Consider the following 26,146-nt stretch of genomic DNA (forward strand, 5'->3'; position numbering starts at 1 on the left):
CCTAGGGTGTGGAGATGGGAAAATCAAATTGGGTAAATTCAGTACGTTGTGAAGTTTCACGCCAGACTGATAAAAATTCTGCATGTTGCGGCTGGGTGTGCAAATACTGGATGGTACTTTGGACCAGATGCTGATAATCAGGCAGCAACAGCTGTCCTTTTAGTAACAGCCAGCGAATATAAACCAGCCAGGTATTCAGAACGTCCCCTTCACAATAAGAGGTCAGTTCGGTCCATTGCTGATTGCGGACATATTCGGGTATACGGTAAACGCCGTCACCGCGTTTGCCTGGATAACCCAGCAAATGTGCCACATCATCCAGCTTCTGGAAATGACGGGCATGAAACATGGCCATCACATCCATCAAATCAACATGACGATGATGGTAACGATTCTGGTAGTTATTATAACGCTTTTGCGTATCAATTTCGCCCTGATCGAACAGACTCGGTGCAGAGAGCCCATGATACATGGCACGGTATAAAATTACTGGTAAATCAAACTGTGAGCCATTCCAACTCACTAGGGTCGGATGGCGCTTGTCAAAAATTGACAAGAATTTTTTCAAAATTTCTGCTTCAGAATGCTGTTCCCGGCTAAACGAAAACAGCTTCATGCCCTGCTCGTCGATCCATAATCCGGAAATACAGACAATTTCATGCAGCGGCAAACGCTGAAAATCCGAACCTGAATCCTGACGGCGTAATTTGGTCAGCGCCTGATCCATATCTGCCTCGGGCAAGTCCAGACCAAACAGATGCGCCCCTGATTTGAGATCGGTTTGGGTTTCAATATCGAAAGTTAAAACAGGCAAGCGCATATATAGGTCTCAGAAATTATTCAGTATCTTCTACAGAGAATAACCCTGTAGACAAGTAACGGTCACCGCGGTCACACACAATGCATACAATCACTGCATCCGGGTGTTGTTCAGCAATTCTGAGAGATGCCCATACTGCCCCTCCGGAAGATACGCCTGCACTGATACCTTCCTGACGTGCCAGTTGACGTGCGGTTTTCTCTGCTTCAATCTGCGGAATATCCATGATCTCATCGACACGGCTGGCATCAAAAATCGTAGGCAGATACTCTTTCGGCCAACGGCGGATACCCGGAATATTTGAACCTTCTGAAGGTTGTAAACCGACAATTTGCACATTTGGGTTTTGTTCTTTAAGGTATTTAGAAATACCCATAATGGTACCTGTCGTGCCCATCGAACTCACAAAGTGCGTAATCTTGCCACCGGTTTGCCCCCAAATTTCAGGACCCGTAGTCAAATAGTGTGCTTCCAGATTATCCGGGTTACCAAACTGGTTCAGCACCAGACCGATGCCATCTTTTTCCATTTGCAATGCCAAATCACGGGCATGTTCCATACTTTCAGATTCAATCAGCTCTGCACCATAGGCACGCATGGCATCTTTACGTTCCTGGCTTGAGCTTGCAGGCATAATGAGCTTCATTTTATAGCCACGCATTGCAGCCACCATGGCCAATGCAATCCCTGTATTCCCACTCGTTGCCTCAATCAGGGTATCACCCGGTTTGATCTGACCGCGTTTTTCCGCCTGCATGATCATATTATAGGCCGGGCGGTCTTTCACCGAACCTGCCGGATTATTGCCTTCGAGTTTCGCGAGTACTGTAGCTTGAGTGTGACTTGCCAGACGCTGCAAACGCACCAGTGGCGTTTTGCCTACATAATGGTCCAACAAAAATTCATCTGCTTGAAAATCAGGGGTGGTATTACTCATTATTTGCACCTATATCGAGGTGCGGCTATTGTATGAAAAAATGCTTTTCCCTGCACTCATTTAGCAGGGCTTTTTCAGAAAACTCGCCAAAACTCGTCAAGTATCAAGTCATCCACGACATTTCCCTGTGATCTGCTCAGATGAAGCGGTCAGCTTATATGATAAAAGTACTATTCCGCCCTGCACTATTCACCCTGAAAGTTCCGGGTTCTTGCCCTAGGCCTGCTTGAGCAAAACTGACTCAAATCTTTTATATTTTTAGCCTCTAATCCGAACATTTATAAAAATAGTGCTTAAATTTTAACTGTAGATTTAAAGCATGTTAATATGCCAGGCATAAAGAAAATACTGCTTAAATCATGTCAACTATCAACAAAAAGCTGTTTAAACGCTTACACTTAAATCATGCCTATGGACAGCTGATTGCGCTGATTTTTGTGCCGATTACCATTTTGGCCTGTGTTGGCGCCATGCTGGTGTTGACTGAAACTTCAAATGCTGCACGTGCGCAGCAGAAGCAGATGGCCATCGCGATTCTGACCCGCTTCCAAGGGACTGCAGAATATGCACTGGATATCTTGAATCTGTATCCATGGCAATATGACCAGGCTCACAATGCCATGCAGAACATGCTGAATGAAAAGCATCTGTTACGGGCAGCGGTTCTGGACGAAAATGGCAAAAAACGTTTAGGGATCGGCTTTCAGGAAAAGGCTGCCTGGCCCAATTTTGAGAAAAGCGGCAATTTTGTCGGTCCGATCCTGTATCAGAACAATCATGTCTATGCCCTTAAAATAAATGAAAACACTTTTTCTCCCGGCTGGCTGGCGATTGAACTGGATAATCAGCCTCTGGAAATTGCCCGTTATCGGGTAATGATTGTCTTGATTGCAACCGGATTACTGACCTTATTATTATTGCTTCTCTGCCTGAATTTTTATTCACGGCGCTGGATTGCGCCAATGTATGAAATTCGCATGCAGTTGCAACGCCTGAATGCCGATACCCTCGGCCAGCATATGGTGATTAATAGCACCGGAGAGTTGCGTTTATTGCAACGTGATATTGCCAATGTGGTGAAACGTCTGCATTTTAGCTTTCTGGAATTGCGTGAACATACCGAGCAGACCGAAGATGATTTGCGCCGCACCCTTGATACTTTAGAAGTCCAGAATATTACCTATCGTCAGGCACGTGACCAGGCGATCTCGGCCAACCAGGCCAAGTCTGTGTTTCTGGCCAATATCTCCCATGAACTGCGTACTCCACTGAACAGTATTGATGGTTTTATTCATCTGTTATTACGTCAGGGCAATCTCAGCAACGAGCAAAGCCTGTATTTGCAGACCATCCGTAAATCTTCTGCGCATTTACTGGCACTGATTAATGATGTCCTGGATTTTTCCAAAATTGACGCCGGCAAACTGGAACTGGAAACGGCACCTTTTGACCTGGAAGAAGCGATCTTTGATGTGATGGACATGTTGTCGCCTCTGGCAGCACAAAAACATATTGATATGGCTTTTTATTATGCTGACGGCGTGCCAAAACACATCATTGGTGATGCGCTGCGGTTTAAGCAGATTCTGACCAACCTGATTTCCAATGCGATCAAATTCACCCCGGATGGAGAAATCATTGTCCGGGCTCGCATGGAACATGATGGCAAGGATCAGTGTTTGCTGCATTTCAGTGTGCAGGACAGCGGTATTGGCCTGAGTGGTACAGACCGTAAAAAACTGTTTGAATCCTTCTCTCAGGGCGATACCTCGGTGACCCGCCAGTTTGGCGGTACCGGTCTCGGGCTGGCAATTTCCAAACAGCTGGTGAACCTGATGCATGGCCAGATCGGGTTTGAAGACAATCAGGAACGTGCCCCGACTGAAAAAGGCTCGACGTTCTGGTTTACTGCCCAGTTCCTGGTTGATGAAAATAACATGATTGAGCATCCAAATTTCAGCGAATTGACTGTCATTTCTTATCTTGCACATCCGGCAACTGCGAACGTGCTACGGCAGTATCTCGAGAATTATCAGGTCAAACACATTGAATGCGCATCAATTCTAGATCTGTTCAGCCGTCTGAACCATTTGCAGGATAGCGAAAATACCTGGCTGATTGTTGATCATAGTGGTGACAGTGAAGTTCTGTTACGTGAAATCCGTTCACGTTATCAGGGACATCTGGCGGTATATGGTTATCAGATGCAGCTGGATCCGAGCATGCTTAATGACTATCGTGCCCGTGCCCTGCATCAGCCTCTCAGCCGCAGCGCGCTGATTCAGCTGCTCGGTAATCAGCCGATCTTTAATCAGGAACAGCATGAAGAATTTAATGGCCAAGGTCTGCATATTCTGGCCGTGGATGATCATTTGCCCAACTTGATTGTTCTGGAAGCCTTGCTGGGCGAACTGAATGTCACTACGACCAAAGCCCTCAGCGGACAGGAAGCGATCGATATTATTCAGCGCCGTTATGAGCAGAAACAGCCCGCTTTTGATCTGGTCTTTATGGATATCCAGATGCCGGTGATGTCGGGAATTGATACCACCCGCGCCATTCGCTCGCTGGAATCGACTTTTGAAAATCATAACCGCCTGCCGATTATTGCTTTGACGGCGCATGCGCTTTCTGATGAAAAACATAAACTGCTGCAAAATGGCATGGATGACTATGTTACCAAGCCGATCCAGATCGAGCAGATTATCCAAATTTTGACACACTGGACCACCGAGCATTTTAAACGGATTCCGGTACTGGAACGTGCCAATGTGATTGATGCCCTGGATCCGAATATTCTGGACTGGCAGCAAAGCCTGCAACTGGCAGCCAATAAAGAAGACCTGGCGGTAGACCTGTTACGCATGCTAGTGGACAGCTTTGCGGATGAACTCGCTGAAATGCAGCAACTGATTGAACTGGAAGATTTTCCACAACTTGAACATGTGCTGCATCGCCTTTACGGTGCGACCCGCTATGTCGGAGCACCGACTTTGCAGAAAGTCACGGGTGGCTTTGAGCAGTTCGTTTCGACCCTGCGCAAAGAACGCCGTAAGGCCGATGAAAGTTTTGTGCAAGATGTACTGAAATATTTTGATGAACTCAAAGCCGTGGTTGAACAGGTTGAACAGGCTGCCCAGCAAATTTTGAAGCAACATTTGAATTAAAGATTTGAAGCGGCTCAGCTCATGATTTGAGAAGTGTGACTGGGCTGTCATGCAAGCCCAAAGGCTGCATGCTATGCTCAAGCCAGGAAAAATTACGGAAGAATGCCATGTCACTTGTACGCTTGGAAAAAAATAACGGCATTGCCACGGTTACACTGAATCGTCCAGATAAACGCAATGCCATGAGCTTTGCCCTGCTGCGCGAACTGGTCGCGACTGCACAGAAAATCAAAAAAGATAAAAGCATCCGCTGTGTGATTTTAACCGGTGAAGCCCAGGTCTTTAGTGCCGGCATTGATCTGGCCGATTTAAACAATCCTAAAAATCGTGCTTACGCTGCCTGGGAGCTGATCCGCCCCGGTCAAAGCCTGTTTCAAAAAGCATTTCTGGTCTGGCAGGAATTACCCGTCCCGGTGATCGCTGCGATGGAGGGCTTCTGTTTTGGTGCCGGCATGCAGCTTGCTCTGGCCGCAGACATACGTATTGCTCATCCTGACACCAAAATGTCGATTATGGAAACCCGTTGGGGACTGGTGCCAGACATGGGACTCAGCCGCTCACTGAAAGGCCTGATTGGGATTGATCTGGCCAAAGAGCTCACTTTGACTGCCCGGATTTTTGAGGGCAAATATGCCAAAGAAATCGGTCTGATCACCCATGTCGATGAACACCCCTTGGCGAGAGCACAGGCTTTGGCTGAGGAAATGCTGCAGCGTTCTCCAGATGCGCTGATGGCCTCTAAATTTGTACTGGATGCCATGCAGCATCGTCCGAATAAATCCCTGCGTATGGAAAAAATCTGGCAGTTGAAATTGCTGCTGGGTAAAAACAGTCAATTGGCCCGTAAAAAGGACAAGAACCCAGAGGTTCAATTTGTGCCACGCCAATACAAATAAGTCGAGTCTGAGTCAAAACAAGGAATAAAGGAAAGTATGCAGTTGAATCTTGATACTAAAATTGCCTTCTTAGGGATGGGATTAATGGGCACTCGCATGGCTATGCGTCTGCTTCAGGCAGGTTTTCAGGTGGCGGTCTGGAACCGTACACCTGCGGCCTGTAATCCCTTGCTGGATCAGGGTGCGACTGCGCTGTCTCTAGACCAGATTTCCAATTATCCGGTGATTCTTACCTGCCTGGCAGATGATCAGGCGATGCAATCTGTCTTTGATCAGATCGAACCATATTTGGTCGCTGATCAAGTCATTGTAGATTTCTCCAGCCTTTCTGTACAGCAAACCCAAACACTTGCCGTACAAGTACAGACCAAGAAAGCAATCTGGATTGATTCTCCAGTGTCAGGGGGTACCGCCGGGGCTGAACAAGGCAGTCTGGTAATTTTTGCTGGTGGTGATGCCGCTACAATTAGATCACTTGAGCCGATCTATAAAGCACTTTCCCAGCGTGTCACCCGTATGGGTGATACGGGCACCGGTCAGGCGACCAAAATCTGTAATCAGCTGATTGTCGCAGCAAATAGTACCCTGATTGCAGAAGCCGTAGCCCTGGCTGGCCTTGCTGGGGTAGATACCCGCTTACTGGCGCCAGCGTTGGCAGGTGGTTTTGCCGACTCCAAGCCTTTTCAGATTCTGGCGCCGCGTATGGCCACCCAGACTTTTGTACCAGTGCAATGGAAAGTCCAGACCTTATCCAAGGATCTGAATAATGCCGTGCAACTGGCCCACAGCTTTGACCTGGATGTTCCGGTCGCGACTCAGGCATTATCACAGTTACAGGCCCATCAGGCTCAAGGCTTTGCCGAAGCAGATCTGGCCACTGTAATCCAGCAACTAAAACATTCATAACGCTTGATTTATGCAGCCTCGAATATTAAAGAGAAAGACATGATTAAACTTGCCGTCAACCTGTCGATGATTTTTACTGAAGTGCCACTCATCGAACGCTTCGCGCTGGCTCGTGCGCAGGGTTTTAATCATGTGGAAATCCAGTTTCCTTATGAACTCAGTATTGGCCAGATTCAAAACCAGCTCAGCACCCATCAGCTGAACTTGTGCCTGATTAATGTACCGGCAGGTGATTTAATGCAGGGTGGTCATGGCCTGGCTGGCATTCCGGGAAGGGAAATCGAGTTTCGTCATGCGGTTGAGCAGGCCATCCAGTATGCTACCGCACTGAATGTACCCCGGGTGAACATTCTGGCAGGAAAACAGCCTGTGGATTGTGACCTGTTGCCCTGCCTAAGTACGCTAGCAAGTAATCTGAAAATGGCTTGCTCAATGCTGCTTGACCATCAAATTGAACCGGTCTTTGAAATGATCAATGGCATCGATATGCCACGCTTCTTGATTCAAAATGTTGCTCAGGCCCAGGAAATGCTCGAAGCAGTTCAACATCCGGCCTTAAAAATGCAGTATGACTGCTACCACATGGCGATGATGGGCGAAGATGTATTGGAAACTTTGCAAGAAAATATTGCGTCGATTGGCCATATCCAGTTTGCGGATTGTCCGGGACGACATCAACCCAATACGGCCTCAATTCAATATCATGATATATTTCAGTGGTTAAAACATAACCATTATCAAGGGTACGTGGCTGCCGAGTATAAACCCAGCGGACACTCCTGTGATTCCTTTGCCTGGAAAGACGAATTCTTTGCGGAGCATGACTGAGTAGAATGTGGTCTGATTTGAAATTTTGGACTAAAACCGCTATATTAGATCATGCATAATTGTTAGGAAATTACACCCCCCATGAATTTAGAACCATCGCCCAGCGCTTCTAATTCTCACGATCTTACTATGAATTCAAATTCTCAAGCTGTACAGGATTGTTTAAAAGTCGTACATGCTGCACTTGAAGATGTAAAAGCAAAAGAAATTGTTGAGCTTGATGTTCGCGGTATCAGTAATGTAGCTGATGCTATGGTCATTGCAAGTGGTACATCGACTCGTCATATCAAATCACTGGCCAATAATGTTGCTGAAGAAGCACGTAAAGCTGGCTTTCGCCCTCTAGGTATAGAAGGCGAACGTGATGCTGAATGGATCCTGCTCGACCTCGGTTATGTGGTTGTTCACTGCATGCTTCCAACAGCACGTAAATTCTATGACCTAGAAAGCTTATGGCGCAATCCTACAGATACTGATTCTGTAGCGTAAAAACCGAATATTCAAGAAAGCGACCTGTGTAGGTCGCTTTTTTATTGCCTGTTCATCCAACTTTATAAGCATTAATACAACTCAATCAGCTATTTTTCTTTAATTTTCATCTTGTCCTATGCACCGATTTGATTGGTATTTTAGGATCAATTCATCATAAACATAGAAGTTTGATGACCACAGAATAATGCTTTTTCAAGATATAAAAAAATCCCCCTTTATTAAAGGGGGACTCAGGGGGATTCTAATGATTTAAATGATTAGTGACCGGTACCATTAATCGCTTTGGTCATGTCTTCCACAACTTTCTTGGCATCACCGAAGATCATCATGGTTTTGTCATTATAGAACAAGTCATTGTCCAGACCTGCATAACCGGTTGCCATAGAGCGCTTGATCACCATGATGGTACGCGCCTTATGTGCTTCCAAAATTGGCATGCCATAAATTGGAGAACTTGGATCATCTTTCGCCGCAGGGTTAACCACGTCGTTTGCACCAATGACAAGAACCACATCAGTTGCCGGGAAGTCCGAGTTGATCTCGTCCATTTCCAGGATGTCCTCATAAGGAACATCTGCTTCAGCAAGAAGTACGTTCATATGACCAGGCATACGGCCTGCAACCGGATGAATCGCGAAGCGAACCGTTACGCCCTGCTCTTTCAGCAAGTTTGCCAGTTCTTTTACCGCATTCTGTGCACGACCTTGTGCCATACCATAACCCGGTACAATGACTACGCTGTCCGCATTCGACATCAGGAAGCCCGCATCATCTGCTGAACCTGAACGGTAATTACGCTGCACCTGTTCGCCAGCTGCTGCTGTCGGTGCTGCACTACCACCCATCGCACCCCCAAACAGTACGTTGATGATGGAACGGTTCATTGCTTTACACATGATGTAAGACAGAATTGCACCTGAAGAACCGACCAGTGAACCGGCAACGATCAGCATGTTATTTTCTAAAGTGAAACCAATACCTGCTGCAGCCCAACCTGAGAATGAGTTCAACAGTGAAACCACAACTGGCATATCGCCGCCGCCTACCGGTGCAATCCACACCCAGCCAAATGCCAGTGCAAGACCTGTCATCGCCCAGAAAGAAGTCATGCTACCCGTCAGGAAGAAATGAATCCCAAAGCCCAGCATTGCAACAAAAATCATTGCCTGAACCGGTTTTACCCACGCACCAGAAATAGTTTTTGCCCATTTCTTTGCAGCCAGCTTGCCATAAGCAAAAACTGATGCTGTAAAGGTAATTGCACCCACGAAACAGCCCACAAACAGTTCAAACAAGTGAACCTTGCTCATCGCATGGAATGCAACGCCATTCGCTGCCAACAAGTCTGGACCTAATTCAATCAGCTTGTTGTTATGGATAATCGCCGCTACTGCAATCAGGACTGCAGCCAGACCAACCAGTGAGTGCATAAGTGCCACAGTTTCCGGCATCTGGGTCATTGGAACGGTACGTGCACGTGCAATTCCCACCACCGCACCGGCTGCCATTGCCGCAAGAATCATCCAGACCACTGGATTGTCGGCAACAAAGAATGTGGTCACTACAGCGATCGCCATCGCGATCATACCGTAACGGTTACCTGCAATCGCAGTTTTAGGACCAGACAAACCACGTAGCGTTAAGATAAAAAGAACGGCGCCAATCAGGTAGAACCAATCCGCATAATCTCGAATAAATTCCATGTATTAACCCTCTTTTTTCTTTTGCTTAGGTTTGAACATTTCCAGCATACGTGCAGTTACAGCAAAGCCACCGAAAATATTAATGCTGGCCAGGAATACTGCAATCGCACCCAGTACGCTCACCACGTTAATAGTCTGGAAATCCACGCCACCTTCAACGCCGATTACAGGCAAACCAACAGTCTGGATCATCGCACCGACAATAATGATCGATGACAAGGCATTGGTGACCGCCATCAACGGCGTATGTAGTGCTGGTGTCACTCCCCAAACCACGTAGTAACCCACGAAGATGGCCAGGACGAAAATCGTAATTGTTTCAACCATGAGTCTGCTCCTTAACCACGTTTTAACAGCACTTGGCCGCCGTGAGTGACAAGTAGGGCTTTTTGAATTTCATCTTCCTGATTCAGGACAAAGTTCTTGTCTGCATCAAAAAGTGTTTCAACAAAGTTATAGACGTTACGTGCATAGAGGGCTGATGCCTCAGTCGATACCGTCGATGGAATATTTGGAATACCCAGAATCTTCACACCATTTTCAGTGACAACGGTTTCACCGCATTTCGAACCTTCAACATTGCCACCTGATTCCACCGCCATATCCAGGATCACTGAACCCGGTTTCATCTTGGCTACAGTTTCAGCTCGGATTAAACGCGGTGCATCACGACCTGGTAAAAGTGCGGTGGTAATCACGATGTCGGCATTCGATACCGCTTTATCAACAATTGCAGCCTGATCGCGGATGTATTCTTCACCCGGCATCCAGCCATAACCATTTTTGGCAGCATCTGCAGCTTTCTGCTGCTCTTCAGCAGACATCGGTACGTCTAACCATTTACCGCCTAAAGATTCAACCTGATCCTTTGCAGTTGGACGCAGGTCCGTGGCTTCAACGATGGCACCTAAACGTTTTGCAGTGGCAATCGCTTGCAGACCCGCTACACCGACACCCATGATCACCACACGAGCCGGTTTAACTGTACCCGCAGCCGTCATCAGCATCGGGAACATACGCTGGTATTCAGCAGCAGCCAAAAGCACTGATTTATAACCTGCCAGGTTGGCTTGCGAAGACAATACGTCCATGTTTTGCGCACGTGACAGGGTCCGTGGCAACAACTCAAGAGCAAATGCAGTCACATTCTGCGCCGCGAACTGGTCAAGCTCGGTATTGCGGTATGGGTCAAACATCGCCACCACCGTGGTATTGGCAGACAGCTTCTGAATTTCTTCACCCTTGGGTGCACGAACTTTCAAAACCATCTGGCTACCGGTATAGGCATCATCCGTAATTTTGGCACCAACTTGCTCATAGGCACTGTCGATGTAGGCAGCTTTAACACCGGCACCACGTTCGATCACCACACTATGACCAGCGCTGATCAATTTCTTTACTGTCTCAGGCGTCGCAGCGACGCGATTTTCACCGACGACAGTTTCGGCTGGAATTCCAATCTGCATGAGCGTCCCTCAAGCTAATTTTTCTTAAGTAAACATCGTGATTTACGATGTTTCCCCACAGGATGTGTTTTTGTTGAATTTTTGGATTCTAATCAAACTGTTTGAAATTACTACCCACTATTTATTTAATAAATACCTATATTTTGAACTGATGATTCATAAAAAATTTCGCTGTGATAGCACATTTATTTCATTTGCTGGAGATTCATAGGTGATGAATTTATAAACGATATTCATTCCATTGGATAATCAACCCAGATTTAACTGGATGGTAGACAGACACATTTCTGATTTATTTTGTTACATTGATCATTCTGACAATTATCGTTGCATCTTTTGGTACAAGTACAGATTTTTGATTTATCTGCTGACTACTCATAGCAGGACCTGAGCTGAACCACTTTTTTAGTTTTGACTTTTCTGACAGATTTAATATTTAAGCAGAAACAATAATTTTTTAGATATTCAAAACATATTTTATAAAATGATAGTGTTTGTTGAGAAGATCTTTAGCTGACCAAATTGGGCTATGTTCTGGAAACAGATCTTTAAACACTTATAAGATTCAAGTCTCAAACCGTCAGATAAAGGGTCAAAAAAAACCTTAAGGACCATTTATTATATTAATGTATGGATCTGACTTACTCATTGAAAAATCAGGTTTTGCACCATATTTGCGCAACAAAATAGAGTAAATATTCAACTATTTTCACCCTCATGCCCCTTTTTTACCCTTATCTGCACCGAGGTGCGTCTTAATGAAGCAGCTCTCTTATTAAAAGCTAAAAAACTCCATAACTATTCACTCATATTTTCGAGGTGAGCTTGCTAGCCTTTACTTAATCTGCCTGAACTCTGGCAATTTTTCATAATGACAATATTTCTTTACTTTTAAAGTAATAACTTCTGACCTATAGTGCCTTCAATTTCTACATTATTCTTTTTTCATTTAAATTCTTCCAGCTTAAATACAAGGTTAACCCTATGAACACGCCTCTCGATATCAGTCAAAACAAGCCCTTATTATGGCTGATGGCGATTGCATGCGGTTTATGTGCCGGCGCTAACTATTATTCCCAGCCCCTGATTTCATCGATTCAGCAGTATTATCAGGTACCTGAATCACAAGTGGCACTCACTGTGACCTTTGCTCAAATTTCTTATGCCTTGGGGTTACTGTTTATTGTGCCTTTGGGCGACATGTTAAATAAAACCAAACTGATCCCCTTTCTCATGCTGGGTGCGGCAGCAGGATTATTTATTTGTGCCAGTGCAGTGAATCTGCCAATGCTCTGGATCGGTACCATCATTGCAGGGCTGTTTTCTGTCGCGGCGCAGATTCTAATCCCCTTGGCTACGATGGCGGTCAAACCGGAAAAAACTGGAGAAGTGGTCGGCTTTCTGATGAGTGGCTTGCTGGTAGGCATTCTGCTCTCGACCAGTATTGCCGGGTTACTTTCCGACCTGTTTCACTGGAAAACGATTTATATCCTCAGTGGTATAATTATGCTTGCCTTAAGCTTTTACCTAAAAGGAAAGTTACCGAGCTTGCCACGTCTGAGAATCAGCTATGCCGCAATTTTTAAATCCATGGCAGCATTACTCAAGCAGGAGCCGCGTCTGGTTTTGCGTTCACTTACAGGTGCGTGTGCATTTGCTGCCATGAGCATGTTGTTCTCGACCATCGCCCTGCTATTGACCCAGGAACCTTTTCAGCTTTCTGATGTTATGGTCGGACTGGTCACTCTGGTGGGTGTATTTGGCGCGCTTTCTACGCAGTTTATTGGCAAATGGGCCGATCGTGGCCATATCAAAATACTCAGCTGGACCGGCTGCTTTATCCTGATTGGAAGCTGGCTCTTCCTGTATTTTGGTGCAGTGTCCTTGCTGAGTTATATCTTGGGTTATGGGCTGATAAATCTGGGACTTGCAATTACTCATAGCTGTAACCAGAACGTGATTTTTCGCCTGCGCCCAGATGCCAAATCACGGGTGAACTCACTCTACATGACTTTGTACTTTATTGGGGGAGCTTGTGGTTCGGCCTTAGGCGTATATGCCTGGCATCATGGTGGATGGAGCATGACCTGTATGGCAGGGCTCGGGCTGGCTCTATGTGCTGCCTTATTCACTCTGTTGGATCAATGGCATCATGCACGGAAGTTGGCATGATGCTTAATCCTATTTAGCTGACTTGCGCTGCCGGATAATAGGGCTTATTCAAATCCAGTGTTTTTGCGTTTTCCAATAAAATACAGATAAAAACTGGCAATAATGCTGCCAGAATTCGGCAGCTTTCCTCGAATGACTTATGGTTCAATGAACTTTGGTAAGTCATGCCGCCATGCATGAGCTGATGGTGTAAGGTATATAAACGATGAAATAACAGCTTTAGAACTTCAATTGAATTTTTTTCCTGCAAGGCATTCTGTATTTGTTGCTTCTGATTCTCAAGTATTGCCTGACAGTTTTCCAGACTAATTTTTTGATTGCGATAATCCCAAAAGCTTTGATTTAGATATGAGCTATCTAATAGTGAATGAATCGGCTGGCTATATTTTTCCCAGACAATATGGCCGATTTTCTGTTCTGTATCATTTTGGCAAAGTATTTCTAAAAATTGATATAGCTTGTCTTGTCCCTGAATCAGATCGCCTTCCTCTGCATAAATAGACTGAAAGCTGATCCACAGACTGATAAATTTAAAATCCAGATCTCGATCCAGCTCCAGTGATTTTTTAAACCAGCCCACTCCACGATGAATTCTTAAATTAAAATGTGCCGAATTTTGTGCTTTATAGCTTTTGTAAATTTCCTCCAGTAACAGCATCATTGTTCTCCTTATTTATAGCGTTTTTTTAATTCCTCTCTCACTATAAAAATATACCACTGAGAAATGACTGGGAATTCTATTTTCATTTTTAGCTGACATTGTCAGAGCTCAACAGGAAGCTCGCTCTACTGGGCTTGTTTTTTTAATTTTATTTTTCCTCCCCTCTTTTTTTTAATATCTGCAACTCGGTACGAGTACATCAGCCAGACCTACTAGGTACCAAGGTATTAGTTTTTTCCTTTTTGTCGAAAAAGAGTGAATGGAAAGTGTATTGAAAATGAACAATAAATAAGGCTGTAAACTGATTTATGAGCATGAGATCCCTATAGGCTTATTCAGATAATATTCCCAAGGTTCCTTATCTAAAATAAATAGTTCGGGAATTAATCTAACTCAACCCCTCATTATATTATTTTCGTCGCAATAAAATGAACGCTCATAATATAAAAAAACATATATCAAAATTTAATATAAAAATTAAAATCCAATACAAGAAAATCACCTCACACCAAGAATTAAAATTAATGAATATTTAAGTTAATTTTCATTAAAAATAAATTATTTTTAAATTCTGAATAAATTCAGGATTAAATATATAGTAACAATTACCTTTTAATATGTGAAAACTAACATATTGACCCTAAAACGCCCTCCAAAAAAGATTATTAATTACAATATCTTAAAACAATTAAATAAAACCAAGTTTAAATAAAAAAATATTTTCATTAAATAAAATATAGACTTAAATAAAAATCATATTTTGTTCCAAAATGTAACTAACCCTCAAAAACTTCTTTAAAAAAAATATTATAAACACTAAATATTTGATTAAATTAAGTTCAATATTAAAGAACATGATTTGCATTTTTCTCAATCAAGCATAATATTTTTATAAAGTCACAAAAATATATCAAATCAAAAAAAATAGATCAATTAACACAATTTATAGTGAGTCTATAAAATGATGGAATGGATACAAAATGAATTAAGTCAAAGCCCTTCAATTCTATTGTTTTTATCTTTGGCAATAGGCTTTTGGATTGGTAAATTTCGATTCGGTAAATTCCAGCTTGGCGGCGTTGCTGGCTCATTGCTTGCTGCCGCTGTACTCAGTCTTATTGGTGTAACTGTTGATAATGGCGTCAAAGCCATACTCTTCGCAGTGTTTATTTATGCAGTCGGTTTTGAAAGTGGTCCCCAATTTTTCAAATCGCTGGGACCAAAATCTATGAAAGAAGTTCTGTTAGCGGTATTTTTGGCAGTTTGCGGACTGGCTACCGTGCTCATCATGGCAAAAATCTTCCATCTAGATAAAGGGATGGCAGCAGGTCTGGCATCAGGCGGACTGACCCAGTCGGCAATTATTGGTACAGCAGGCGATGCAATTTCCCGTCTCGACTTGCCTGCTGCCGAGATCCAGAAGCTTCAGTCAAATGTCGCGGTTGGATATGCATTAACCTATATTTTTGGGTCACTCGGTGCCATCATTATCTGCGCAAGCACCGTGCCAAAATTTATGGGCCGTAGTATTCGTGATGATGCGCTCAAGGCTCAAGCTGAACAGCTCAAAGGTGCTTATCAACTGGCGCCTGGGCAGGAACCGGCCATGCCTGAAATTGTTGGGCGTATTTATAGAGTCCAGCAGGCCTCAGGACAAACAATTGCAGAGCTTCAGTCAAAAATCCCCAACATTACCATTGAACGGATTAAACGCGGCACTCAATTTATCGATGCCTCTCTAGAAACCAAGCTCGAGACAGATGATATTATTCTGGTGATTGGTCGTAGAGCCGGTGTTGTTTCAATTGCTCAACATATCGGGACTGAACTGGAATCCTCCGAAGGCATGGAAATAGTCATGTCTACCACAGATATGATTCTCAGAAACTCCAAATACATCAATCGCACCTTAGGAGATGTGAGGGCTAACACCCCAGAGTATCTAAAACATGGTGTTTATGTGATTGGAATTAAAAGAAATAATGAATCAGTACCCATGGATGATAATACTGTTCTTCGTAAAGGAGATGTCATTACTGTCTATGGTACAAAAAATGATCTTGACCGGATGGTCAAAGAGGGTGGTCGTGCTATATCCCAAAGCATAAAAACAGATTGGGTTTTCCATGGCCTAGGTTTGGTTGTTGGTCTGTTAATCGGTTTAATTGTTATCCGTATTAGCAACATGCCGTTAACGCTAGGTGCAGGCGGAGGAGCACTTTTATCCGGTTTATTGTTTGGCTGGCTGCATAGCCGCAATCAGACACGAGGCAATATGCCTCTGGCTGCCTCTCAAATTCTCAAAGATTTAGGTCTGGCCGGTTTCGTGGCGGCCGTAGGTCTGGAATCTGGCTTGCAGGCCTATCATACGATTATGCAAAGTGGCCTATCCCTGTTTATGATTGGAGTCGTGATAACAGTGGTCCCACTCATTCTCTCCATGTTTTTTGCCCGCTATATACTCCGTTATGACAACGTCGCAGTAATGGCCGGAGCATTATCAGGTGCCCGAAGTGCCAACCCTGCTTTTGGTGCGGTTTTGGATAAAGCCGGAAACTCTATTCCAACAGTTCCATTTGCCATTACTTATGCATTAGCCAATGTATTTTTAACCTTGCTTGGTCCACTCATTGTGGCGCTGGCTTAAATACACAAATAAATTTTAATTTGATCCAGCTTACAATAATTTTGGAGATTCCCCATGGGAAACGTTGATTATTCAAAATACTCAAAACTCAGTCCATTTGAACTTAAAGATGAACTAATTGCATTGGCAACCAGCCGAACGGATCGCATGATGCTGAATGCCGGTCGCGGTAATCCAAATTTTCTTGCGACTGTGCCACGGCGTGCCTTTTTTCAACTCGGTTTATTTGCTGCTACTGAATCAGAATTTTCATTTTCATATATGCCTGAAGGCCTAGGTGGATTTCCACGTTCACAAGGATTACAGTCGCGCTTTGAACAATTTATCCTAGCAAATCGCGATAAACCAGGTGTGGTTTTCTTGGGTAAAGCGATTTCGTATGTACGTGACCAACTGGGACTGGATCCGGACGCTTTTTTGCTTGAAATGGTAGAAGGTGTTTTAGGATGTAATTATCCTGTGCCTGACCGGATGCTGAGAATCAGTGAAAAAATCATTAAAGAATATGTACTTCGAGAGATGGGCGTACAAAGTATGCCTAAGGAAGGACTGGACCTGTTTGCAGTGGAAGGTGGTACTGCTGCAATGGCCTACATCTTTAACTCTTTAAAAGAAAATAAAATTATTTCCTATGGTGACCGCATTGCCCTAGGTGCGCCTATTTTCACTCCCTATATCGAAATTCCTAAACTTAACGATTATCAGCTTGAAGAAGTGATGATTCAGGCTGATCCAGCGCTTAACTGGCAGTATCCGGAATCTGAATTGCGTAAATTAGAGGATCCGTCTATTAAGGCATTCTTTCTGGTTAACCCAAGTAACCCTCCTTCCGTGAAAATAAATGATGAAGGACTGGCCATCATCGCAGATATTGTCAAGAAACGTCCTGACCTGATTATTCTGACTGATGACGTGTATGGAACATTTGCCGATAACTTCACATCATTATTTGCACTGTGTCCTGATAACACCATTCTGGTTTATTCCTTCTCGAAATATTTTGGCGCAACAGGCTGGCGTCTTGGTATCATTGCACTCACCAAAAATAATATTCTGGATCAAAAAATTGCAGCACTTTCCAAGAAGGATAAGGAGGAACTTGCAGAACGCTATTCATCCATTACCACGGATCCTGGAAGTATCAAACTTATTGACCGGATGGTAGCAGATAGCCGAAATGTAGCCTTAAATCACACTGCTGGCTTATCGACACCTCAACAGGTACAGATGGTTCTTTTCGCCTTGTTTAATATGATGGATTCACGTCAAAATTATAAAAAAGCGGTTCAATCAGTTGTACGTGAACGGGATGCAGCATTGTATCGCCAATTAGGAGTAGACGTTCCACAAGATCCAAATAGTGTGGATTATTACACCTTGGTAAACCTGGAAAATACTGCACGTACTTTGTATGGTGATGACTTTGCAGACTGGATCATGAAAAACAAAAATCCGACTGAACTGTTGTTCCGGGTCGCAGATGAAACCGGTGTAGTGCTTCTGCCTGGTTCCGGCTTTGGTGTTCAACATCCTTCAGCCCGTGCATCCTTGGCAAACCTGAATGAATATCAATATGCTGCGATAGGCATGTCTTTAAGCAATCTGGCTGCTGAAGCTTATGAGGAATACAAAAAAGAAGGTAAAAAGAAAAAATAATATTCAAATGAAGGAACTGAAGCCATATCTGGGTTTATTCCCCTACCTTGGCAGATTTCTTTTTTAATGAATAGCTGATCATTCTTGTTAAGTACGAACAGTATGAATATAAATTAGCAAAGTCAAGATTTCACCTCTGCCCTAAAAGAGCTCACTGATCTTTTAGGGCTTCATCATGATACTGGCTTTTCCTATTTTTCTATATTTATAGACTGAGCAGGCCAAATCTGTTTACTTTCTTGTTTTTCTCTAAAAAAGACTTCGTTTCCGATTCATTCCAATATTGTCATGGTTTTAAACCCGCACCTTTCAATGCTCTTTTTAGCCGCAACCTTCTTGATCAATTTATAACATGAATTATTTTTTCATTATGGTGTAAAATTTGGCGCTAAATGCAAATTGCGTACTCTGGCTAAATATAGATTTTCGCAGATTGCACCAACATGATTAAAGGCATGATTTTTTAATGACTCTCACCAACCCCATTGAAACTGCTCAATCTCCACGAATCAGTGTTGCACCTATGATGGACTGGACGACCAAGGACTATCGTTTCTTTGCCCGTCTGTTTAACCCGAATATCATTATGTACACTGAAATGGTGACAACGGGTGCCATCATTCATGGTGATGCCAAACGACACCTGGATTTCAATCAGGAAGAACATCCGATCGTTTTACAGCTAGGTGGCTCAAATCCGCAAGACTTGGCAACCTGCAGCAAAATGGCCCAAGATTGGGGTTATAACGAAATTAATTTAAATGTAGGTTGTCCGAGTGACCGGGTGCAGAATAATAAAATTGGTGCCTGTCTAATGGCAGAACCTGATCTAGTGGCAGAATGTATTGATGCCATGCGTCATGCAGTGGATATTCCAGTAACGGTGAAACACCGGATCGGGATTGATGACATGCAATCTTATGAAGAGATGCTACATTTTGTCGATACTGTGGCCAAAACCGGCTGCAACAATTTTATCGTGCATGCACGCATTGCCTTATTAAAAGGTCTGTCGCCCAAAGAAAACCGTGATGTGCCGCCACTGCGCTATGAAGATGTCTACCGTTTAAAACAGGATCGTCCTGATCTGCTTATCGAGATCAACGGCGGAATTAAAACCTATGCCGAGACGCAGGAACACCTCAAACATGTTGATGGCGTGATGATTGGCCGTGAAGCTTATCACAATCCTTATTTGCTGGCAGAACTGGGACAATTGTGGAATCTGGATACACCAGACCGTTTTGACATTATGCAGCAGATGTTGCCTTATATTGCCCAGCGTATGGCAGAAGGTGCACCTTTATCCATTATTACCCGTCATATTTTAGGCCTGTTCCAGAATTTGCCAGGCGCACGCAAATGGCGTCAGGCGTTAAGCGGTGGGAATGCAAAAACCTTGAAAGATGTAGAAACTGCCCTGTTTAATATTCAGGAAGCGATGCAGCGTACTGAAGATTACGTACGTGAACATCAGCAGGTTGAATCTTAAAAACAGAAAGCACCGGTTATCGGTGCTTTTTTATAAAGATGACGCATTGATCAGTGCGTATACGCCGTAATATTACCAACGGGGATCGGCTCCTCATCATAAGAGGCTGCCTGTACCACAGGTTCTATTGCTGGACGTATATTTAAGCTCAGTTCAACTCTTACCGGTTCTTCTACAGATTCCAGATCGTCTAGAGATGCAGACAGTTGCTCCAGTTCACGATCTAACTGCTGGCGATATTTTTCAATTTCGATTTCATCAATGAAGGCAAAAGCATCATCTTCAATGGACCAGCTATAGCCGCCATTAACCTTGATAATTTTGACATTGACGGGATATTCATGCCCCTGATAGTTCAGTTGTGAAACTGCCTCAAACTCATTGCCTTGGCGATGGACAATTTTTACATTCAGCACAGTGAGACGATAATGCTGATAGTCAGGATTAGCATTAAATTCCTGCTGTATCTGTTCCTGAATATTTCTGGCCAGTTCATCAATTGATACAAAGTAACTGCATCCGGCCAAGCAGGCGATCATCCATAACATCATGATTTTTTTCATATCGCCCCCTCCTTGTTGTTTCCCACTACATTCTATCTGTGTCACATTTTTTATCTTTGGTTTATTCTGTGATCTATTTTATACTTTTTCCCATAAAACAATATATAAATCCTTGGTCTATAAAGTCAGCCTATTTTGAAGCCAATTTGATGATATTTAACTAGATAGTGGACATAAACTAAAAAAGCCCTGTTCATCTCAGGGCTTTTTTAATTTTCTCATATTGATTCAGTCTAGAAATCATCTTCTGCCAGGGGATCGTGATGCAGGGCATCATGAATCGCTTCAACCAGCTGCTGGGCAATTTCCTGCTTGGAGGCTTTTTCCAGATCACGTTTTTCCAGCTGGTAATGCTCGGCAAAAAATACCGTCATGGCATTTTCATCTGAAGCAAAACCGATATCAGCACGTGAAACGTCATTGCAGGCAATCATATCCAGCTTTTTAGCCACCAGCTTTCCGGCAGCATATTCTTCAATATTGCGGGTTTCTGCAGCAAAACCGACCATAAACGGACGTTTTTCCTGTTGGGCTATAGTGGCAACAATATCCGGATTTTTGACCAGCGCCACATTCAGCTCATCCCCAGCTTTCTTGATTTTATGTTCGGCAACCTGTGCCACACGATAATCGGCTACCGCAGCGGTGGCAATAAAAATGTCACAACCCTGCTCCAGCATGTGCATGCTTTCATTCAGCATTTGTACGGCAGAAGAGACATTTTTACGTTTTACGCCATTCGGCGTATCCAGACTGACCGGCCCTGCAATCAGGGTCACATTCGCTCCTGCCGCATAACAGGCTGCAGCCAGTGCAAAGCCCATTTTCCCGGTACTGTGATTGGAAATATAACGTACCGGATCAATCGCTTCGCGGGTTGGGCCTGCGGTAATCGTGACTTGTTTACCCGCAAGCAAGCCAAATTTTTCCGCAATCGCACGTTGGGCTTTATGAAAATATTCAGTCACCTGTCCGGCTAAATCTTCCGGTTCAGGCATACGGCCCAAACCTACATCCCCACAGGCCTGTGAACCAGCATTCGGCATGATCACATGCACACCATCTTCGATCAGTGTCGCAAGATTGCGCTGCGTTGCTTTCGCCGCCCACATTTGCTGGTTCATGGCTGGCGCCACCCAGACCGGCGCTTTTGTTGCCAGATATAAAGTACTGAGCAGATCATCTGCCAGACCTGCAGCAAATTTTGCCAGTGTGTCACAACTGGCAGGCGCTACCAGCAACAGGTCAGCCCAACGCGCCAGCTCGATATGCCCCATTCCAGCTTCTGCTTCAGGATCCAGTAATTCGGTATGCACGGGATTGCCCGATAAGGCCTGGAAGGTCAAAGGTGTAATAAAAGCCTGTGCACCATGGGTCATTACCACTCGCACATCAAAGCCGGCATCTTTCAAACGGCGGACCAAAATCGCACTTTTATAGGCGGCAATACCGCCAGTGACGGCCAGAATGATATTTTTATGGGGAATTACACTTAGATCAAAGCTCACAAACAGATTACCTTGCTGTTGCAGTGAGGCTCACAATAGCATTAAATAATCGCATTCCCAAGAGATCGGCTTGCGGGAAAACTGATAATTCATAATAAAAAAGTATAATCATCATGCAATTTTCTATTAAAAACTGGCCGGAGCAAGAGCGGCCGCGGGAACGTTTGATTCAATATGGGGCTGAGAGTCTATCCGATGCCGAGCTACTGGCCATATTTCTACGTTCAGGTTCACAGCAACATTCGGCAGTTGATCTGGCGCGTTTGCTGATTCAGCATTTTGGTCATTTGACTGCTCTACTCGATGCCCCTTTACAGGAAGTCAGTCAGTTTCATGGTATGGGCATCAGCAAATACACGCAGCTGATGGCTGTCAAGGAACTTGGACGACGTTATATTGCCGAACACCTCAAGCAGGATGCACTGGAACTTACCAATTCCAAGCGCTTGAGAGACTATTTACGCTTTGAACTGCTCGGTGAAACACAGGAAGTATTCTCTGTGCTGTGTCTGGATGCCAGTTTAAGAAAAATTGCATTTAAAAAACTGTTTTATGGATCAATCAATGCATGTGATATTTCCATTAATCAGTTATTGCGTTATGCCATTAGCCAGCAGGCGACCTCAATTGTCATTGCGCATAATCATCCGCTGGGCCGGCCCTCTCCGTCCAAGGCTGACCTGGCATTGACCCGTCAGATTCAGCAGGCCTGCCAACTGGTAGATATCCATCTGATTGACCATTGTATTATCGCCTTGGAAGGCAGTTTTTCCTTTGCGGAACAGCAACTCATCAAACCGGAAGTACAGTATTGAATAGCACTTGACAAAGCAGGCACAACTCAACAAGATCATGGAAAAATTGTGATGATTCTAATAAATGATCGTACGTGACCAGCCGAGTGTTTTTAAACTGCTGTTTTCCTGGCGAGGGACGATTTTGCCTAAAGTTTTGCCACCTTTGGGCGTGGTCATGCTGATTTCGGCCATCATCGGTGGCTTGTCACATATTGGCTATTTTCATTTTCCAGAATTACCGCTGGTCGGCTTTACCCTGATTGGGGTAGTACTGTCGATTTTTCTCGGATTTAAAAACTCGGCCTGTTATGACCGCTGGTGGGAAGCGCGTAAACTTTGGGGCATTTTGATTGCTAATTCACGCCACTTTGACCGTGATTGCCGGATGCTGTCTCAAGGTCGTCGGGAACGTGTGATTCAGCATGTGATTGTCTTTGCCAATGTACTCCGTGATCGCCTTCGCCACCAGACAGCCAATCCGACTGAGCTGGTAGAAACCAGTGGCATGAGCCAACAGGCTGTGACCCAACTCTATCAGCAGGCAAATGCAGCGCAATATACTTTAAGTCTGATTCAGTGGGAGTTGATGCAGGCACTTAAAGAAGGTGAAATTTCCGACATCATCTATATGCAGATGAATAATCATGTAGCAGAACTGAGTATTGTCCAAACTGGTTGTGACCGGATTGCGACGACGCCTTTGCCTTTTGCCTATTCAGTCTTGCTCAACCGCACCGTGTATTTTTTCTGTTTTATTTTGCCTTTTAGTCTGGGTTCAACGCTCGGTCTGTTTACGCCTTTTCTGGTCGGCATTTTGGCCTATACCTTTTTAGGATTAGATGCTTTAAGTTCGGAAATTGAAGAGCCCTTTGGTACCCAGAGCAATGACTTGCCACTGGACTCGATGGTACGTACCATTGAAATTGAACTGTTAGGAACTTTGGGCAAACCAACACCTCCACCAATTCAGGCCAAAGATCATAATTTGCTTTAAAAGATTAGCCTCACTCATCCTTTGCTATCAGTGATAGCTAACTCTCCTTACAAATAAAGAAGATCAAAATAAAGAAATCCCTAGGTAAAACTCTCCCAAATCCCGATCTGACCCGGTTTCAGGCTCGGGACATTACCCAGTTTAATCCAGGGCATATGGTCGCCATGAAAATCGCTACCAATCGAAACTTTCAGACCATGTTCTGCAATCATTCGATCTACCATCTGCCGGGTGGAACTTGGCTCAATCGCCGGTGGCAGTTCCACCGCATCTCCACCAAACTTGGCAAAGATCTCGATCAGATAACGGATATTGGTCGCAGATAAATCATATTTGGTCGGATGTGCCAGTACTGCAAAACCGCCACTTGCATGAATCACCTGAATCGTTTCTTCAAGCCCTAGACCATCAAATTTGACATAGGCCTTTTTGCCTTCCTTGATATATTTATCAAAGGCCTGTTGCGGCCGGGTCACAATACCCTTTTCTACCAGTGTTTTAGCAATATGCGTTCGTGTCACCCGATCAGGGATATTCTCCACTTTGGTCAGTACATCAGCATAAATATCCTCCCCAATTAAAGGAAGCAGCAGATCACAGATTTGCTTAGAACGTTCAGCCCGGATTTTCTTTTGCTGATTGAGGGCTTTTTGTAACGGCTCAGGCTTCTGGATATTAAGTGCCACAATATGCACACCATAGTTTTTTTTGGTCGCAGGCCGCGACCACTGGCTGGATATCTCTACGCCGGAGATAATCTTAATCTCATGATTTTTGGCAGCTTCCTCCGCCAATACCAAACCGTCCATGGTGTCATGATCGGTCAGTGCCAAAGTATGGATGAGTTTTTCCACAGCCGCTTCGACCAGTTGCTGAGGACTGAAAGTTCCATCAGAAATATTACTATGTGTATGTAAATCTACGCCGTGCATCTCTATACTATGACATTTATTTGATCAGATTTAGATACTCTAACATGAAAGCACTTTTAGACTTTGTGCCACTCATTATTTTCTTTTATTTATATAAAACTGTAGATCCAAAAGACACTGACCATCAATTGCTGCAATTGATCGGTTCTGCGGGGGGTGTCGACAATAATAATATTCTTGTTGCAACCACAGGTCTGATTATTTCCATGCTGGTCGTCTATGGTGCGTTATTTGTCATGCAAAAATTCCGCCTGGACAAGCAGCAATGGATTGTCTTGTTTATGACCGTGATTTTTGGTGGCATTACCCTGATGCTCAGCGATGATTTCTATATCCGTTTAAAAGCGGTATTACTGAATCTGGTCTTTGCCGGTGCCTTTTTATTATCCCCTTGGTTTAGCAAGGATAAAAAGCCATTGATTCAGCGTCTGTTTGGTCCGGTATTCAACCTAAGCGAAAAAGGCTGGGTTAAATTGAACTATGCCTGGGTGGCGATGTTTGTGCTGATGTCATTTCTGCATACCTTTTTCGCCTATTTGTGGATGGATGGAAAATATTGGGGCGAATTTACCGCATTCGGTGACATGATCGTGATGTTTTCCTTTATCATTATTCAGTTTATTGTATTGCGCAAATACTTTAAGACCGCTGAATAAGTCCAACTACAAACGATTGAGAGTCATCATGCCATTATTCGTCGTTAGCTGTACCGATCGGGAAGGTACAGTGGAAAAACGCCTCGCGATTCGCCCACAACATCTTGAACGTCTGGAACATTTAAATGCTGAAGGTCGCCTGATTGTTGCAGGTGCCATGCCTAAAGATCCGGCCAATCCACAAGCCGGTTTTTACGGCAGTACCATTATTGTCGATTTTGACAGTCGTGAAGCACTGGATACATGGTTACAGGATGAGCCATTTTTAAAAGAAGGTGTGTACGAACATATCGATGTCAAACCATTTAATAAAGCATTTCCTCAAGGATAAGGTCCATGCGTGTTGTTACTGCCAGTATCATTGGCCTATGTTTCATGATTTCTCCATTATGGGCAGTCGAAGTTACGCCTGCTCCTGTGGCTCCGGAAAATCAGACAGCACCATCTCGAGCGACAGCAGCGACTGCACCAAACCAGTCGCCGCCAAAACCTGCCATTATTCCTGCAGTAGCAACTTCTGCCCAGCCGGTGCCACCTGCTGAAAATAAACCGTTAACCGCAGAAGAAATCGCCAAGCTAAAAGCCCAGCAAGATGCCAAGGTAAAAGCCTTGGTCAAAGATCAGGCCACCCGTTTAGAGCAACTGGAAAAAGCCAATCTGGATGCCCTATCGCAAAACCAGGAATTACAGCTCAAGAATGATAACTTGGGCGTTCAGGTACAGGTACTACAAAGTGAACGTAGTGCCCAGATGTTCCTCTACGGCGCAGCAACATTGGCAGTAGGTGTACTGCTGGGCTTCCTGATAGCGAGCTATGTTTATACCAAACGCCGCCGTCAGTGGTAAGCTATAG

The 26,146-nt window shown here is 44.2% G+C and carries 23 protein-coding genes; 14 read left to right on the top strand and 9 right to left on the bottom strand.

The features are described from left to right. Window position 1: 1 nt before the first annotated feature. Window positions 2–820 (bottom strand): 3'-5' exonuclease, encoded by an 819-nt coding sequence (locus tag AY605_RS04145; RefSeq protein ID WP_064095209.1) that lies wholly within the window; start codon window positions 818–820, stop codon window positions 2–4. Between the two features lie 16 nt (window positions 821–836). Beyond that, window positions 837–1,757 (bottom strand): cysteine synthase CysM, encoded by a 921-nt coding sequence (gene cysM / locus AY605_RS04150; RefSeq protein WP_064095210.1) that lies wholly within the window; start codon window positions 1,755–1,757, stop codon window positions 837–839. Between the two features lie 359 nt (window positions 1,758–2,116). Between cysM and AY605_RS04155 the strand changes: the two genes are divergently transcribed. The 5 genes from AY605_RS04155 to rsfS all read left to right on the top strand — a co-directional run bounded on the left by AY605_RS04155 (window position 2,117) and on the right by rsfS (window position 8,043). After that, entirely contained in the window at window positions 2,117–4,924 is a 2,808-nt protein-coding gene (locus tag AY605_RS04155; RefSeq protein ID WP_064095211.1) for an ATP-binding protein, read from the top strand. Window positions 4,925–5,031: 107 nt separating this feature from the next. Continuing rightward, complete coding sequence (locus tag AY605_RS04160; protein WP_064095212.1) at window positions 5,032–5,820, top strand: crotonase/enoyl-CoA hydratase family protein; 789 nt, start codon at window positions 5,032–5,034, stop codon at window positions 5,818–5,820. Window positions 5,821–5,856: 36 nt separating this feature from the next. Continuing rightward, window positions 5,857–6,726: an NAD(P)-dependent oxidoreductase gene (locus AY605_RS04165; RefSeq protein ID WP_064095213.1), complete on the top strand. Its 870-nt coding sequence runs from the start codon at window positions 5,857–5,859 to the stop codon at window positions 6,724–6,726. A 39-nt stretch (window positions 6,727–6,765) separates the two neighbouring features. After that, complete coding sequence (locus tag AY605_RS04170; RefSeq protein WP_064095214.1) at window positions 6,766–7,554, top strand: hydroxypyruvate isomerase family protein; 789 nt, start codon at window positions 6,766–6,768, stop codon at window positions 7,552–7,554. An 81-nt stretch (window positions 7,555–7,635) separates the two neighbouring features. After that, complete coding sequence (gene rsfS / locus AY605_RS04175; RefSeq protein ID WP_064095215.1) at window positions 7,636–8,043, top strand: ribosome silencing factor; 408 nt, start codon at window positions 7,636–7,638, stop codon at window positions 8,041–8,043. A 260-nt stretch (window positions 8,044–8,303) separates the two neighbouring features. Here the strand turns inward: rsfS and AY605_RS04180 are convergent, their stop codons facing one another. Genes AY605_RS04180 through AY605_RS04190 form a run of 3 tightly spaced genes read right to left on the bottom strand, consistent with a single transcriptional unit; the run spans window position 8,304 to window position 11,215 of the window. Beyond that, window positions 8,304–9,749, bottom strand: a complete 1,446-nt coding sequence (locus tag AY605_RS04180; protein WP_064095216.1) for an NAD(P)(+) transhydrogenase (Re/Si-specific) subunit beta — start codon at window positions 9,747–9,749, stop codon at window positions 8,304–8,306. Between the two features lie 3 nt (window positions 9,750–9,752). Continuing rightward, complete coding sequence (locus tag AY605_RS04185) at window positions 9,753–10,076, bottom strand: proton-translocating transhydrogenase family protein (RefSeq protein WP_064095217.1); 324 nt, start codon at window positions 10,074–10,076, stop codon at window positions 9,753–9,755. An 11-nt stretch (window positions 10,077–10,087) separates the two neighbouring features. After that, entirely contained in the window at window positions 10,088–11,215 is a 1,128-nt protein-coding gene (locus AY605_RS04190; protein ID WP_064095218.1) for a Re/Si-specific NAD(P)(+) transhydrogenase subunit alpha, read from the bottom strand. 984 nt (window positions 11,216–12,199) lie between these two features. Between AY605_RS04190 and AY605_RS04195 the strand changes: the two genes are divergently transcribed. Next, window positions 12,200–13,387 carry an MFS transporter gene (locus tag AY605_RS04195; protein ID WP_064095219.1) on the top strand — a complete coding sequence of 396 codons (1,188 nt, stop codon included), beginning with the start codon at window positions 12,200–12,202 and terminating at the stop codon, window positions 13,385–13,387. Window positions 13,388–13,400: 13 nt separating this feature from the next. Here AY605_RS04195 and AY605_RS04200 read toward each other — a convergent pair whose 3' ends face one another. Then, window positions 13,401–14,045 (bottom strand): HEPN domain-containing protein, encoded by a 645-nt coding sequence (locus AY605_RS04200; RefSeq protein ID WP_064095220.1) that lies wholly within the window; start codon window positions 14,043–14,045, stop codon window positions 13,401–13,403. A 964-nt stretch (window positions 14,046–15,009) separates the two neighbouring features. On the opposite strand from AY605_RS04200, the gene aspT reads away from it, so the two are divergent. The 3 genes from aspT to dusA all read left to right on the top strand — a co-directional run bounded on the left by aspT (window position 15,010) and on the right by dusA (window position 19,843). Beyond that, window positions 15,010–16,695 carry an aspartate-alanine antiporter gene (aspT, locus tag AY605_RS04205; protein ID WP_064095221.1) on the top strand — a complete coding sequence of 562 codons (1,686 nt, stop codon included), beginning with the start codon at window positions 15,010–15,012 and terminating at the stop codon, window positions 16,693–16,695. 54 nt (window positions 16,696–16,749) lie between these two features. Further along, window positions 16,750–18,351: a bifunctional aspartate transaminase/aspartate 4-decarboxylase gene (locus AY605_RS04210; RefSeq protein WP_064095222.1), complete on the top strand. Its 1,602-nt coding sequence runs from the start codon at window positions 16,750–16,752 to the stop codon at window positions 18,349–18,351. A 466-nt stretch (window positions 18,352–18,817) separates the two neighbouring features. Next, window positions 18,818–19,843: a tRNA dihydrouridine(20/20a) synthase DusA gene (gene dusA / locus AY605_RS04215; protein ID WP_064095223.1), complete on the top strand. Its 1,026-nt coding sequence runs from the start codon at window positions 18,818–18,820 to the stop codon at window positions 19,841–19,843. Window positions 19,844–19,893: 50 nt separating this feature from the next. Here dusA and AY605_RS04220 read toward each other — a convergent pair whose 3' ends face one another. Both AY605_RS04220 and coaBC read right to left on the bottom strand, forming a co-directional pair. Beyond that, window positions 19,894–20,406, bottom strand: a complete 513-nt coding sequence (locus tag AY605_RS04220) for a hypothetical protein (RefSeq protein WP_064095224.1) — start codon at window positions 20,404–20,406, stop codon at window positions 19,894–19,896. Window positions 20,407–20,639: 233 nt separating this feature from the next. Further along, the gene (coaBC, locus tag AY605_RS04225; RefSeq protein WP_064095225.1) at window positions 20,640–21,914 is read right to left on the bottom strand and encodes a bifunctional phosphopantothenoylcysteine decarboxylase/phosphopantothenate--cysteine ligase CoaBC; all 1,275 of its coding nucleotides are present in this window, start codon (window positions 21,912–21,914) and stop codon (window positions 20,640–20,642) included. A gap of 113 nt (window positions 21,915–22,027) precedes the next feature. Between coaBC and radC the strand changes: the two genes are divergently transcribed. Both radC and AY605_RS04235 read left to right on the top strand, forming a co-directional pair. Further along, complete coding sequence (radC, locus tag AY605_RS04230; RefSeq protein WP_064095226.1) at window positions 22,028–22,729, top strand: RadC family protein; 702 nt, start codon at window positions 22,028–22,030, stop codon at window positions 22,727–22,729. A 64-nt stretch (window positions 22,730–22,793) separates the two neighbouring features. Continuing rightward, window positions 22,794–23,705, top strand: coding sequence for a bestrophin family protein (locus AY605_RS04235; protein ID WP_064095227.1), 912 nt, complete (start codon window positions 22,794–22,796; stop codon window positions 23,703–23,705). Window positions 23,706–23,785: 80 nt separating this feature from the next. Here AY605_RS04235 and AY605_RS04240 read toward each other — a convergent pair whose 3' ends face one another. Then, complete coding sequence (locus AY605_RS04240; RefSeq protein ID WP_064095228.1) at window positions 23,786–24,637, bottom strand: PHP domain-containing protein; 852 nt, start codon at window positions 24,635–24,637, stop codon at window positions 23,786–23,788. Between the two features lie 44 nt (window positions 24,638–24,681). Between AY605_RS04240 and AY605_RS04245 the strand changes: the two genes are divergently transcribed. The 3 genes from AY605_RS04245 to AY605_RS04255 are packed head-to-tail and all read left to right on the top strand — an operon-like array spanning window position 24,682 to window position 26,139. Next, entirely contained in the window at window positions 24,682–25,293 is a 612-nt protein-coding gene (locus AY605_RS04245; RefSeq protein ID WP_064095229.1) for a septation protein IspZ, read from the top strand. Window positions 25,294–25,321: 28 nt separating this feature from the next. Then, window positions 25,322–25,624 carry a YciI family protein gene (locus tag AY605_RS04250; RefSeq protein WP_064095230.1) on the top strand — a complete coding sequence of 101 codons (303 nt, stop codon included), beginning with the start codon at window positions 25,322–25,324 and terminating at the stop codon, window positions 25,622–25,624. 5 nt (window positions 25,625–25,629) lie between these two features. Further along, window positions 25,630–26,139, top strand: a complete 510-nt coding sequence (locus tag AY605_RS04255) for a hypothetical protein (RefSeq protein ID WP_064095231.1) — start codon at window positions 25,630–25,632, stop codon at window positions 26,137–26,139. Window positions 26,140–26,146 lie beyond the last annotated feature (7 nt).

The organism is Acinetobacter sp. SFD, from assembly GCF_001647575.1.
Lineage (GTDB): Bacteria > Pseudomonadota > Gammaproteobacteria > Pseudomonadales > Moraxellaceae > Acinetobacter > Acinetobacter pecorum.